The sequence below is a fragment of the Streptomyces botrytidirepellens genome (genome assembly GCF_003721215.1).
In the GTDB taxonomy this organism is placed as follows: Bacteria; Actinomycetota; Actinomycetes; order Streptomycetales; family Streptomycetaceae; genus Streptomyces; species Streptomyces himastatinicus.
In genome coordinates this window covers 14284-27639 of sequence record NZ_RIBZ01000187.1, presented here as the reverse complement: position 1 = coordinate 27639, position 13356 = coordinate 14284, and the positions used below count along the sequence as shown (strand labels likewise).

The 13356-nt window shown below is 71.5% G+C and carries 13 protein-coding genes; 10 read left to right on the top strand and 3 right to left on the bottom strand.

From position 1 onward, the window contains the following. Positions 1-111: 111 nt before the first annotated feature. The 6 genes from EEJ42_RS14780 (at position 112) to EEJ42_RS14755 (ending at position 8064) form a co-directional block, all read left to right on the top strand. Complete coding sequence (locus EEJ42_RS14780) at positions 112-1638, top strand: sensor histidine kinase (protein ID WP_246096726.1); 1527 nt, start codon at positions 112-114, stop codon at positions 1636-1638. A gap of 21 nt (positions 1639-1659) precedes the next feature. Further along, a complete protein-coding gene (locus tag EEJ42_RS14775) occupies positions 1660-2088 on the top strand; it encodes a roadblock/LC7 domain-containing protein (protein ID WP_123100424.1) in 429 nt (142 codons plus the stop codon). Then, the gene (locus tag EEJ42_RS14770; RefSeq protein WP_123100408.1) at positions 2085-2441 is read left to right on the top strand and encodes a DUF742 domain-containing protein; all 357 of its coding nucleotides are present in this window, start codon (positions 2085-2087) and stop codon (positions 2439-2441) included. Before EEJ42_RS14775 ends, EEJ42_RS14770 begins: the two co-directional genes overlap by 4 nt. Then, positions 2422-3042 carry a GTP-binding protein gene (locus tag EEJ42_RS14765; protein ID WP_123100407.1) on the top strand — a complete coding sequence of 207 codons (621 nt, stop codon included), beginning with the start codon at positions 2422-2424 and terminating at the stop codon, positions 3040-3042. Before EEJ42_RS14770 ends, EEJ42_RS14765 begins: the two co-directional genes overlap by 20 nt. Continuing rightward, on the top strand, positions 3039-4472 hold the full coding sequence (locus EEJ42_RS14760; protein WP_123100406.1) for a cytochrome P450: 1434 nt from the start codon (positions 3039-3041) through the stop codon (positions 4470-4472). The genes EEJ42_RS14765 and EEJ42_RS14760 overlap by 4 nt, the downstream gene beginning before the upstream one ends. Positions 4473-4968: 496 nt before the next feature. Continuing rightward, positions 4969-8064, top strand: coding sequence for a non-ribosomal peptide synthetase (locus tag EEJ42_RS14755; protein WP_123100405.1), 3096 nt, complete (start codon positions 4969-4971; stop codon positions 8062-8064). Positions 8065-8111: 47 nt separating this feature from the next. Here the strand turns inward: EEJ42_RS14755 and EEJ42_RS14750 are convergent, their stop codons facing one another. After that, positions 8112-8618, bottom strand: coding sequence for a glycoside hydrolase family 95-like protein (locus EEJ42_RS14750; RefSeq protein ID WP_425472895.1), 507 nt, complete (start codon positions 8616-8618; stop codon positions 8112-8114). Between the two features lie 140 nt (positions 8619-8758). Between EEJ42_RS14750 and EEJ42_RS14745 the strand changes: the two genes are divergently transcribed. The 4 genes from EEJ42_RS14745 (at position 8759) to EEJ42_RS14730 (ending at position 11310) form a co-directional block, all read left to right on the top strand. Further along, positions 8759-8956, top strand: coding sequence for an FAD-dependent oxidoreductase (locus tag EEJ42_RS14745; protein ID WP_246096725.1), 198 nt, complete (start codon positions 8759-8761; stop codon positions 8954-8956). Positions 8957-8990: 34 nt separating this feature from the next. After that, complete coding sequence (locus tag EEJ42_RS14740) at positions 8991-9521, top strand: DinB family protein (protein WP_123100404.1); 531 nt, start codon at positions 8991-8993, stop codon at positions 9519-9521. Between the two features lie 80 nt (positions 9522-9601). Continuing rightward, on the top strand, positions 9602-10909 hold the full coding sequence (locus EEJ42_RS14735) for an MFS transporter (protein WP_123100403.1): 1308 nt from the start codon (positions 9602-9604) through the stop codon (positions 10907-10909). An 11-nt stretch (positions 10910-10920) separates the two neighbouring features. After that, positions 10921-11310, top strand: coding sequence for a hypothetical protein (locus EEJ42_RS14730; protein ID WP_123100402.1), 390 nt, complete (start codon positions 10921-10923; stop codon positions 11308-11310). Between the two features lie 122 nt (positions 11311-11432). On the opposite strand, the gene EEJ42_RS14725 is transcribed toward EEJ42_RS14730, so the two are convergent. Together EEJ42_RS14725 and EEJ42_RS14720 are read right to left on the bottom strand one after the other, a co-directional pair. Beyond that, positions 11433-12704: an MFS transporter gene (locus tag EEJ42_RS14725; RefSeq protein WP_123100401.1), complete on the bottom strand. Its 1272-nt coding sequence runs from the start codon at positions 12702-12704 to the stop codon at positions 11433-11435. Then, complete coding sequence (locus EEJ42_RS14720) at positions 12701-13303, bottom strand: winged helix-turn-helix domain-containing protein (protein WP_123100400.1); 603 nt, start codon at positions 13301-13303, stop codon at positions 12701-12703. The genes EEJ42_RS14725 and EEJ42_RS14720 overlap by 4 nt, the downstream gene beginning before the upstream one ends. Positions 13304-13356: the final 53 nt, after the last annotated feature.

Here is a 13356-nt window from a genome sequence, read left to right as displayed (position 1 = left end):
GTCGGTTCTGGCTTTTCTCGATGATTGAGGATGCTGATGGTTCGTACTACGTCGTCACCCGGAGGCCCCTCGACCGGCCTTGCCGCGGCGTGGTCGGTTCCCGCTGGCCTGATGGCCGTGGCCACGGCAGTCATCGCGACGATCGCGCCGGCGGGAGGGAAGGCACCGGCCATCTGGTGCGGAGTCATCGCCACGGCGATCGTCGCGCTCGTCTCGGCCGAGGCGGCCCGCCGCGGCCGGGACGCCGCCGCGCTGCGGGCCGAGCACGCCACGCGGGAAGCAGCCCTGCTCCAGGACTTGCGGCGGCAGGAGGCCGCGACGATCCGGCTGGCCGAGCAGCATCTGCCGGCGGCTGTCGCCCGGCTCCAGGAAGGCGAGTTCGCCGAGGACGTCCTGCTGTCCGTCGCGGCTCAGGACGAGGGGCTCAGCCCGCAGTCCCAGGCGGCGCACCAGGCACTGCTGCGGTCCGTCGTCGAGGCCGTGCAGGCGGAGGAGAGCATGCGTGACTCGGCGCAGCGCGGTGTGGTGAACATCGCGCGCCGGGTCCAGGCCATCGTGCACCAACAAGCGACGGACCTACGGGCGATGGAAGACCGGCACGGCCAGGAACCGGCGTTCTTCGCCGACCTGCTCCGGCTCGACCACGGCACCGCCCTGATCGGCCGGCTGGCCGACAGCATCGCCGTACTCGGCGGGGCGCGGCCGGGCCGCCAGTGGAGCAAGGCGGTGCCCCTCTACAGCGTGCTGCGTGGCGCCATGTCCCGGATCCTCGACTACCAGCGGGTGGAGCTGCACACCGTCGCCGAGGTCGCCGTCGTCGGTACCGCCGTCGAGCCGCTCATCCACGCACTGGCGGAACTGCTGGACAACGCCAGCCGGTACTCGCCGCCCAAGACCCGCGTCCATCTGACGGCGGTGGAGGTGCACATGGGCATCGCCATCGAGGTCGAGGACGGCGGTGTCGGTCTCAGCGAGGAGGCGCGGTCGCGGGCCGAGAGGATGCTCAAGGAGGCACGGGCCGGCATCGACCTGAACGACCTGGGGGAGTCGCCGCGCTTGGGGCTCGCCGTGGTCGGCCGCCTCGCGCAGGCCTACGACTTCAAGGTCGCGCTCCCGCCGTCCGCCTACGGAGGCGTGCGCGCGGTGCTGACCGTGCCGAAGAGTCTGCTCACCACCGCACCCGCGACGGGGCGGGCGCACGGTATCGGCGCCTCGTCCGGGCCCCGGTCGGCGGACCGGCCGGCCGCCGCACAGGGCGCGCCCTCCCGCGCGGCCACCGAAGATTTCGCACCGCGCACCGCGTCCCCGGACGCGTACCCGAACGCCGGTGCGGCAGTGGACACGCACGAGGCCGTGGACACGGACCGGTCCGCCCCGGTGCGCGGGGACGACCGTACCGAGGAAGGGACGCCGGCCGAGGCCGAGCGGACGGCCAGCGGGCTGCCCCAGCGGCGCCGCCGTCGTCCGGCGACCGGGCGCGGCACGCGGACCACGCCCCTGCCGGGACCGGCGGAGACGGCGCACGAGGAACCCGCGCCCGGCGTCTGGATGGCCGAATTGCAGAGCGGTCTCTCAGCCGACAAGCCCAGGGCAGCACCTCCCCGGGCCAACAGCGACACGTCAGACAAGGGTGAGTAACCGATGCAGCAGCGCGCGGACATGGACTGGATGCTCAAGGATCTCGCGGAGAGCGTCCCCCAGACTCGCCACATCGTGGTCCTGTCGTCGGACGGCCTGTGCATGGCCCGGTACGACACGGACATGGACACCGCGGACCGCATCGCCGCAGTCGGGTCGGGCCTCCAGAGCCTGTCCGTGGCCGTCGCCGCCGAGTTCCCGCACAGCGACGGGCGGATGCGGATGGTCGTCATCGAGATCAGCGGTGGCTTCATGTACCTGATGGCCGCGGGCGCCGGTGCCCATCTGGCGGTGCTCGCCGACGAGGGGGTGGACGCCGGACTGGTCGGCCAGTGCATGCGTGACCTCGTCGCCCGGATCGGCGCGCATCTCACCAGCCCGNGTGACCTCGTCGCCCGGATCGGCGCGCATCTCACCAGCCCGCCGCGCAGCGACGGGCAAGCGCGGTGAGCGCATCCGACCGGGACTGGGACGAGGGCGGTCCCGAGCGGCTCTACGTCATCACGGGCGGCCGGGCGGAATCAACGGAGCAGGCCGACCTGGACCTGGTCACCCTGATCGTGTCCCGGGAGGAGCCGAAGGCCGGCCTCCAGCCGGAGCTCGCCGCCATCCTCCGGGTGTGCCGGTCTCCGGTGTCCGTCGCGGAAATCTCCGCTCATCTGACCCTGCCCACCAGTGTGATCAGCGTGCTCCTCGCCGATCTGCTGGCCGACGGACGGGTCGAGGCCCGCGCGCCCGCCTCGTCCTCGCGTCCCGACATCGCACTGATAGAGGCGGTTATCGATGGTCTCCAGAATCTCTGACACGGTCACGGAGCCCCGGCGCGAGGACCGGCTGCCGTCAACGGCCTCCTCCGCGGTCAAGATCGTTATCGTGGGCGGTTTCGGCGTCGGAAAGACCACCTTCGTCCGCTCGGTGAGCGAGATCAGGCCGCTGACCACCGAGGAGACGATGACGCAGGCCGGCGCCGGGGTCGACGACATCGCCGGAGTGGAGCGCAAGAGCGTGACCACCGTGGCGATGGACTTCGGCCGGATCACGCTCAACGAGGAGCTGGTGCTGTATCTCTTCGGCACACCCGGCCAGCAGCGCTTCTGGTTCCTGTGGAACGGCCTGTTCGAGGGCGCGCTGGGAGCCATCGTGCTCGTCGACACCCGGCGTCTGGAAGTCAGCTTCGACGTGATCGGGCGTCTGGAGGAGGCCGAGGTGCCCTTCGTGATCGCCGTCAATTCCTTCCCCGACGCGACCTCCTATCGCACCGAGGAGGTGCGCGGCGCACTCGACCTTCCGGAGAGCGTGCCGATCGTGGTGTGCGACGCACGCGAGCGACCGTCGAGCCGGGACGTGCTGATTTCCCTGATGCGCTATCTGCGAACCTTTGCGACGACCTCGGAGTCCACGTGACCGCCAACACCCCCGAGAACACGACCGACGGCCCGGCGACCCCGCCGCCCGGCTGCCCGGCCCACGGCATGACTCCGGACGCACTGCACCGCCTGTACGGCGCCGAGGCCCAGGCCGACCCGATGGGTGTGTACGAGAAGCTGCGGGCCGCGCACGGTCCCGTCGCCCCCGTGCTCGTCCACGGCGACCTGCCGGCCTGGCTGGTCCTCGGCCATCGCGAGAACCTCGACGTCCTGCGCACCCCCACCGTCTTCTCCCGTGATTCACGGTATTGGCGGGACATGGCCGAGGGGCGGGTGGCGGCCGACCATCCGCTGGCGCCCATCACGGCCTGGCAGCCGCTGTGCGTCTTCGTCGACGGCGAGGAGCACGAGCGGCTGCGCGGCGCGGTCACCGACAGCCTGGGCCGCTTCGAGTCGCGCGGTATCCGGCGCCATGTCACGCGTTTCACCCATCAGCTCGTCGACGGGTTCGAGCGCAGCGGACGGGCCGATCTGGTGAGCCAGTTCGCCGCCCAGCTGCCGCTGCGGGTCATGACACAGCTCTTCGGTATGCCGGACGAGTACGGGCCGGCCCTGGCCGCCGCCGTCCAGGACGCGCTCACCGGTACGGACACCGCGGCGGCGAGCAACGACTACATCACCCGGACCCTGCAACAACTCGTCGAGCGCAAGCGCACCGACCCCGGTCACGACTTCCCCTCCAAGCTGATCGAGCACCCCTCCGGCCTCAGCGACGACGAGATCCGCGAGCATCTGCGGCTCATCCTCACCGCCGCCAACGAGACCACCGTCAACCTGATCGCGAACGCACTGCGGACGCTGCTCACCGACGACCGCTTCCGCGCGAACCTGGCCGGCGGGCACATGACGCTGCCGGACGCGATGGAGCAGGTGATGTGGGACGAGCCACCGATGATGACTCTCCTGGGGCGGTGGGCCACCAGCGACACCGTGCTCGCCGAACAGCCCATCGCGGCAGGGGACATGATCCTGCTCGGTCTCGGCGCGGCGAACGTCGACCCGGCGATCCGCCCCGATCTGCATGCCTCCGTGCACGGCAACCGCTCCCATCTCGCCTTCAGCGGGGGCCCGCACGAATGCCCCGGCCAGCACATCGGCCGGGCGATCGCCGACACGGCCATCGACACCCTCCTCACCCGCCTGCCCGATCTGCGGCTGTCCGTCCCGAAGGACGCACTGGAGTGGACCTCCTCGCTGATGTACCGCCACCTCAAAGGGCTGCCGGTCGAGTTCACTCCCAGCCACCGGGCGCCGCGGGCGTCCGGTCTGACACCGCCGATGGCGCTGCGTACCGAGCTCCCCACGGCAGAGCCCGAGACCAAGCCCGCCTTCTCGACCGCCCCTGCTCCCGCCGACCGTTCCTGGCTGTCCTGGTGGCGCGGCGTGAAGCGGTGGACGAAGGGCTGAGGCCCGGTCCGGGCCGTGGCCTTCGGCACGTCAAAGTTCTGTCTTCAACTGATGCTGTTGTGGGTAATGATGCTCAGGAAGACAGAAGGGCGTGTGTGGCGGGAATCCTCACCGGCCCCCGTACGGGAGGGGTGTCGAGTTCCATGACGGACCAACAGCACCCGGAGTACGTCTCCCACCGATTCAGGGCACGCAGCACCGGTTCGGGTGAAGGGTTATGCCCGGCAGGGTGACGCACATCGGCGACGTTCCGGCATACCGGCTTCACCGATGGACCGCCGAACCGCGCTGATTCCGTCTCACGTCTGCCGACTTCCCTGAACTACCGGCCCCGACCCACAGCCCGCGCCCCCCCACGCGGCCGCTGGTCGGCTGCACACCGGCCCCCGACGGGCGGTGCCCGGGACGGGGAGACGCTCTCAGCGCCCCCATCCCCCCAACCTCCCTCGTGCCCTGATGCACCCCATGCCTCGGGGCGGCCCTCTGCGGAGCAACCATGCACACGAACACCCACACCGGCGAGAGCCGACAGAGCCCCGTTTCCGTCACCCCACGGAGTGCCTCTCTTCCCGGTCTGCTGGCCCGGCAGATAGTGCGCGGACCCGACGCTCCGGCGGTACAGGACGGCAACAGAACGTATTCGTATCAGGAGCTTGACGACTGGTCACGGTCCGTATCCCAAGCCCTCCTGAGCCGAGCCATACGCCCCGGGGACGCCGTCGCGGTCCTCGGTACGCGCTCCTGGGAGGCGACGGTCGCCGTCGTCGGCATCCTGCGGGCGGGCGCGGTGTGCGTCCCGGTGGACGCGCAGTACCCGTCGGCCCAGGCCGCGGAGATGCTCACCGACGCCGGTGCACGACTGGCCATCGCACTTCCCGGCCACGAGCCGGTGGCGGCGGCGGGCGACGAGCCGGTGGGCTGGGAAGAGTTCGACGCACTGGTGCGGACGCGGCCCACCGTGGACCACGACCCGGATGTCCCGTCCCTCACGGAACGTTCGGCGGAGAACTGCGCGTACGTGCTCTTCACCTCCGGCACCACCGGACGCCCCAAGCCGGTGCTCTTCCCGCACCGCGCCGTGACCCGGCTGGCGGAGGGCGGCGCTCCCTGGTGCCCCGGCTCCGGCAAGCGCGTCCTACAGACCTTCGGCCTCTCCTTCGACGGCTCCCTCTTCGAGATGTGGGCCACCCTGCTCAACGGCGGCTGCCTCGTCGTGGCGGGCAGGGACGTACTCCTGGACACGGAGGCGCTGGGCTCGCTGCTCCGCGCCGAGCGCATCACGCACGCCTTCATGACCACCAGCCTGTTCCACCACTCGGTGCGGACCAAGGCCGGGATCTTCGGCGCCCTGGACATGGTGCTGGTCGGCGGTGAGGCCATGGACCCGGGGCTGGCGGCGGCGGTGTGTGCGACGGGACGGCCGCGCCATCTGATCAACGGATACGGCCCGACCGAAGGCGGCATCATGGTGAGTGCCTACGACGTCGGCCACGTCGCGCCCGGTGCCTCCTCGGTCCCGATCGGATGGCAGGTGGCCGCCAGCAGCTGCCATCTTCTGCGGGCCGACGGCAGCCCGGCAGGCCCCGGTGAGGAGGGCGAGATCTGCATCGGCGGGGCGGGGCTGGCCCTGGGGTACCTCAACCGGCCCGAGGAGACCGCCCGTGCCTTCGTCACGCTGCGCACGAGCACCGGCGAGAGCGAGCGTCTCTACCGCAGCGGTGACCTGGGCCGCCGGGGCAGTGACGGGCTGCTGGAATTCCGCGGCCGGGTGGACCGGCAGGTCAAGGTCCGCGGCTTCCGCGTCGAACTCGACGCCGTCGAGGCCCAGTTGCGGACGCACCCCGGCGTGGCCGACGCCGCGGTGGTCGTCCGGGGGAACGACGGCATCGGCAAGGGGCTCAGCGCGTTCGTCACGTCCGCGGACGCCACCCGGCCGGTGCGACCCGCGGAACTCCGCGCGCACCTGGCGAGCCGGCTGCCCACGCACGCGATCCCCGCCCCCATCCACCCGCTGGAACGTATGCCGCTCACCGGGAACGGCAAGACCGACTACGCGGTGCTGCGCGCCCGGGCCGCCGCCCCCGACCGCGGCTCGGGGCAGCCGCCCGCCGGCCGTCCGGGCGACCCCGTCGCGGAGATCTGGGCGGAGGTGCTCGGCACACCGGTGTCCGACAGCACGGACTTCTTCGCCGAGGGCGGCAACTCCCTCCTCGCGGCCCAGGCCGTCACCCGCACCATCGCCGCCCTCGGCCTGACCGCCGAGCACTTCGCGCCGCTGCTCCAGCGCCTGCTGGCGGCCCCGGGCCTGGCCGCGTACCGCGCGGCGACCGGCACCCTGCCGTCCGGGCCGGGCGACCGGACCCAGCCCGACTACGAAGCCGAGGCCCGCATCGAGCTGAACGTCGGCGCCGACCCGGCCGCTGCCCCGCAGCCCACCCGGGCCCGCCACATTCTGCTCACCGGAGCCACCGGATTCGTCGGCGCGTTCCTGCTCGAACGGCTGCTCCGGGACACCGACGCGACCATCCACTGCCCGGTGCGCGCCGCCGACGGCTCGCAGGCGATGCGGCGGATCCACGCCACGATGGAGCGGTTCGGTCTCCGTATCGGCGAACCCGGGCGGGTCCGTCCGCTGCCGGCCGAACTCGGCCGCCCCGGGCTGGGGATGGCCCCCGGTGTCCTCGACGGCTTGGCGGACGACGTCGACCTGATCGTGCACAGCGCCGCCCACGTCAACTTCCTCTACCCTTACCAGCAGTTGAGGGAGGCGAACGTGGAAGCCGTCCGCTCCCTGATCGACCTGGCAGCAGGGCGACGGATTCCCGTCCACTACGTCTCGACCACCGCGGTGCTCTCCGGAAGTGGCGCCGGAGGCGTCCGGTATGTCGACGAGAGCACCCCGCTCAGCCATCCCGAGCTGATCAGCATGGGGTACCCCGAGACCAAGTGGGTGGCCGAGCGCATGCTCGGCCACGCGGCGGAGGCGGGGCTGCCGGTCACCATCCACCGGCCCTACGAAATCACCGGCCACAGCCGCACCGGCGCCTGGAACACCTCCAGCGCCATCTGCGCGGTCTTCGACGCCATCACGCGCATGGGGGCGGCCCCCGCGGTCCCGCTCCCCCTCGACCTCGTGCCCGTCGACACCGTCACCGACGCGATCGTCGGCATCGCCACCCGGCTCCCGCACCTCGGGGGAGTGGTCCACCTGACCAACCCCCGGCCGGCGCGGCTCGGCGACATGGTCGACCGCATGCGCGCCGCCGGATACGCCATCGAGGACGTCGGCTACCCGGAGTGGACCGCCGCTCTCGTCGATCATGTGCGCCGCAACCCCGAGGCCCCCATCGCGCCGTTCATGCCCCTCTTCGTCACGCCGGCGAACGAGGCCGACCACAGCGTCAAGGAGCTGTACTTCGACTCCGTCTTCCCCGAAATCGCGCGCACCCGCACCGACCAGATCTGGCCGGCCTGGCGGGACTCGTGCCCGCCCGTCGACGACACGCTGCTCGACGGCTACCTCTCCTGCCTCCGGCGCAGCGGCCTCCTCCTGGACTCCCGGCAGGCCGCGCCGGAGCAGAGGGCCGGCTGACCCGCGCGGAGCTGCGGCACCGAACGGTGCGGGCGTGCGGGAGGTGCTCAGCCCGCCGGGGTCAGGCGGTACGTCGCTCCGGACTCCGTGTCGAAAACGATCAGCCCCGGCTCCGGTCGCCGTGCCCGGACCCGATGGCCGTGGACGGTCACCTTCAGATCCGTGGTGGACCGCACGATCGCCCGGTTGCCGGAGCGGGAACGCAGCGTGCCTGTCAGCAACCTGCCCTGGCGCCACGTCAGGTCGACCTCGAAGCCGCCGCGTGCCAGCAGGCCGCGCACCCGGCCGTCGAGCAGTGCCGGGGGCAGCGCGGGCAGCAGACGCACCTCACCCGCGTGGGACTGGAGCAACCACTCCGAAACGCCCGCCGTCGCACCGAAGTTGCCGTCGATCTGGAACGGCGGGTGCAGATCGAAGAGATTCGGCGCGGTGCGCTCGGGGGTGAGCAGATCGGTCAGCAACTTGTAGGACCGCGCGCCGTCCTCCAGTCTCGCCCAGAAGTTGATCTTCCAGGCGAGGGGCCAGCCGGTGCCCGCGTCCCCGCGCTGCTCCAGAGCACCTCCTAGGCAAGCCTGGCCAAGTATGCGTCAGCCGGGGCGTCCGAAATCCGCGTACGGGCGCGCCCGCACCCCTGGCTCACCCGCGAGCTGCCGCGATCCGCCGCCACGACGGTGACAGCGGCGCGCTGCCCGCCGTGCACCGCTTGGCCGGCTACTCCCTGTTCGGCCACTCCCTCTACCGGCAGCCGGCGCTGGACGGCAGGCTGCATTGGGCATCGACCGAGACCGCCCCCGACCACGCCGGGCACATGGAGGGTGCTCTCGCCGCCGCGGAGCGGGCCGCGCACGCGGTCCTGGCCACCTCCCCGGCCCGCACCGTGCCCGCCCAGTGACTCCTGCCGACCCGCACCCGAGGAAGGTGACCACATGCACCGGATCGACGCCCTGCTGCGCGAGTACGACCGCGCCCTCGCCCACACGGACGAGTTGTGGAAGGACCTCACCCCGGACGAGGTGACCTGGCGTCCGCACGAGAACTCCAGCGCCATCGGCTGGCACCTGGGCCACCAGGCCCACGTCGCCCACTTCATGGTCCGCAACCTCACCGCGGCCGAGCCCAGCCCGGACCCGGCCCTCGACGCGCTGATGGACTCGGCCAACCCCGAACAGTTCCGCGGTGCCCTGCCCACCGTCGAACGGCTCACCGCGTTCCGCGAGACCGTCGCCGAGCGCGTCCACGCCCGCATGCGCGCCATCGCCTCCGGGAAGGTCGCGGCGCCGGAGCAACTCTCCGTCGTCGCGGCCCACTTGCTCACCGCGCTCATCAACCACGAGTACCAGCACGACCAGTGGATCGGCGAGGTCCGCGCGGGCGACCTCGGCCACGCGCTCCCGCCGGACCCGGGGAGCGACCACGTACGCCGCCTCGACGGCTACCTCGTCGTCGACGGCCTGTAGCCGGGCGTCCGGTTGTGACGTCCCGCGCGGCCTCGCCTTGCTCCGTTGGCCTCCCTCCCACCCCTGAGAGAGAACTGCCCATGACCCCGACCGACTCCGCCACTCCAGCCGGCATATCCGGCGACGCATCCGCCCGCCTCGAGGCCCAGCGCCGCGTCCTGACCGTGCTGGTCGTCAGCCAGATCCTCAGCGGGGCCGGGCTTGCGGCCGGTGTCACCGTCGGGGCCCTCCTCGCACAGGACATGCTCGGCTCCAGCGGCCTCGCGGGGCTGCCCAGCGCGCTGTTCACCGCCGGTTCGGCCCTCGCCGCCGTCGCGGTGGGCCGCATCTCCCAGGCCCGGGGCCGCCGACCGGGCCTGGCCGCGGGATATCTGACCGGCGCCGTCGGCAGCGCAGGGGTCATCGCCGCCGCCGTCGCCGACACCCCCGTTCTCCTCTTCATCGCCCTGTTCGTCTACGGCGCCGGAACGGCCACCAACCTCCAGGCCCGCTACGCGGGAGCCGACCTCGCCGCGCCCGCCCACCGCGCCCGCGCCGTGTCCACCATCCTGGTCGCCACCACGCTCGGCGGCGTCGTCGGCCCCAACCTCGCCGCCCCCACCGGCACCCTCGCCGACACCCTCGGCATCCCGGCCCTGGCCGGACCGTTCCTCCTCGCCGGTGCCGCCTACGCCCTGGCCTCGCTCGTCCTCGCCATCTGGCTGCGCCCCGACCCCCTGCTGCTCGCCCGCAGCCTCGACCTCCAGCAGCAGGTGCACGCCGCCGCGAAGGCCGCCGGCGCCGCCGGCGACGCCGAACCGGCCCCGGCACGGCGGCCGGGGCTGATACCGGCCGCGCTGACGATGATCCTCACCCAGCTCGTCATGGTCGCGATCATGACGATGACCCCCGTCCACATGCACGACCACGGCCATGGCACCGCCACCTCCGGCCGGGTCATCGCCCTCCACGTCGGCGCCATGTACCTGCCCTCCCCGCTGACCGGCTGGCTCGTCGACCGGTACGGCCGCACCGCCATCGCCGCCGCCTCCGGCGTCACCCTCCTGGCCGCCGGAGTCACCGCCGCCGCGGTGCCCGGGGACTCCGTCGCCCTGCTCGCCCTCGCGCTCGCCTTGCTCGGGCTGGGCTGGAACTTCGGCCTCGTCTCCGGCACCGCGATGATCACCGACGCCGTGCCGCTCGCCACCCGCGCCAAGACCCAGGGCATGGTCGACGTCGCCATCGCCATCGCCGGAGCGACCGGCGGCCTGGCCTCCGGCGTCGTCGTCTCCACCGCCGGCTACCCCATCCTCGCCATCACCGGCGGCATCCTCGCCCTCGCCATCCTCCCGGCCATCGCCGCCACCGCGAGCGGCCGATGTGCGCAAGCAGAGAGGCAGGGACTCTGACATACCCCGCCGTGCACAGCCGGCACACCAGCCGTTATCCCTTCGCGGAGACGGACATACCCGAATCCGTGCGCGCCGCTCTCGCCGAGGCCGCACGACAGGAACACGTCTCGCTGTCGTTCGCTTCGGGGTGGCACCTTCAGTCCGTACTGGAGCCGGCGCTGGAAGCCGAGGCACGCAACCTCACCGATCCCGGTGTCGCGGCGGACCTGGCCCGCTTCACCACCTCGTTCGTCACCCAGGCCCTGGAATGGCACGACCTGCGCCGGCCACTGCGCGACCCGATGCCGGGCTCGGCGTATGTGCAGATGGCGCTCCGGCTGGGCTACGGGCCCCCGGCACACAGGCCCCGCGACGACCGGTCCACGAGGTACTGGACATCCAGCCGTGGTCCCCGTTGACAGCGCCGTCGACACCGCTGAGTATTCAGCCGCCGGCCGTGTATCCGCGCCCGCTGAGTGAGTGTTTTTGATCCCCAGTTGACGGACGGGCAGGGCGGCGCTGGTTGCTGTGGTGTCCGGTGTCAAGGCGTCCTGTGGGGCTGAGCTTCGCCGTGAGACGGCTCGGGCGTGATTGTGGGCAGCAGTATCCGGGAGGGCAGTACCCACGCCAGGCCGAGCAGTGCGCCCAGGGTTGCGATCCATAGGGTGGGGCGCAGGCCGATCGTTGCGCCGAGCCACCCGCCTGCCAGTGCGCCGATGGGGCGGATGCCGTAGTTGCACAGGCGGCTTGCTCCTGCGACGCGGGATCGCAGTGTGTCGGGTATCAGCGACGCAGTGAGTGATCCACCTGCGATGTCCAGGACCATCACGCCGAACCCGGAGCCGAACTCCGCCAGAAACAGGCACGTTGCCGCAAGTAGGACGGGGCCCTGTGCCAGGGGGACCAGCACCAGCGGTGCGGGGAAGGCGAAGAGGCCGAGGAGCGTGGCCCGCTTGATTCCGATCTGGCGCACGATCCGGCCGGTCAGCAGGGCTCCGATCACTGAGCCGACGGCGCCGCTGCCGAGCACAGCGCCCAGAAGGCCGGGGCTGAGATCGAGTTCAGTGGTGGCGTAGAGGACGAAGATGGCGTGAAAGGCGAAGTTGAACAGGTTGAGGGTGGTCACTGCGCCGTAGAAGCTGCGCAGGATCCGGGAGCGGATGAGGTAGCGGAAGCCGGCCATCAGATCACCCTTGGCGCGGGTCGCGGCCGGTGGCTCGGTGGGATGGATCCGGGACAGTTGCCAGGCCGAAGTCAGATAGGAGGTGGTGTCGGCGAGCAGCGCGATCGGTGCCGACAGGAGCTGCACGAGCGCTCCTCCGGCGCTGGTGCCGACCATGAAGGACATGGCCCGGCTGCCGTTGAGCAGGGAGTTTCCCTCCACGTAGCGTTCGGCGGGCACCAGGGAGATGAACAGCGCGGCGTTGCACACGTCGAACAGCACGCTCAGTGTGCCGACCGTGAATGCGACCGCGTAGAGCTGGCCAAGGCCGAGCCAGCCCATGGCCCAGGCGACCGGGAGCGAGACAAGGGTCAGTGCCCGCCCGAGGTCGGTGATGATCATCATGTGGCGCCGTCGCCCGTGGCGGTCCGCCCATACGCCGGCGTGCACCGAGAACAGCAGGCTCGGCAGGAGTCCGGCGGCTGTGAGCCACCCCATCTGCGTGGCGCCCGCGTCCAGGGCCAGGACGGCGAGCAGGGGCAGGGCGATCTGCGTGATCTGGTCTCCGAAGAGCGAGACGGTATGCCCGGTCCAGTAACGGCGAAAGGACGGCTCGCGCAGCAGGGCGGGTAACCGCCCGGCCCTGCTCACGAGCGCGGCTCTTCCGTCTCGTCCTGCATCTTCGCGCTGAACTCCCGCGACGGGTGGGCGAAGTGCACATACGACACGCGGCGCGCTGCGGTGGGACGCTGCTGCGGATCGTCAGCCCGGCGGATATACGGCTGGAGCAGCTCCCATACCTTCTCGTCGAGCTCCTTGAGCTCGGCGGCGGTGACGAAGATCGTGGCGTCCCCGAGAGGCGCTGCCTCCTGCCACTCCGCGGGCTCGGTGTGCCGGTTCTCCAGCCAGCGGGTTGCCTCGGTGAAGTACCGCTCGACGACCGCGAGGCTGAGCGCGGTGGCGGCTTCCCGCACCTCGGGGTCCGCGGCATAGCCGGGCCAGGAGGTGAACGCTGCCGTCGCCCGCCAGGGCTTCTCCCGGCCCTGGCCTTCCCCCGTCTGCTCTGCGAGCCCGTACTTGGCCAGCATCCGCAGGTGATACGAGCAGCTGGCCACCGATTCTCCCGTCACCTCGGCAGCCCTGGTGGCTGTCATCGCGCCTTCCCTGCGAAGTAGCCCGATGAGGGTCAGGCGGAACGGATGGGCGTACGCCCGCAGTGCGCGCGGGTCGGTGAGCTGTCGCCGGTTCATGATGTAAAGGTATCTTTCTAAAGAAACCTTTACAAGAATCGGTTCCTCGCCTC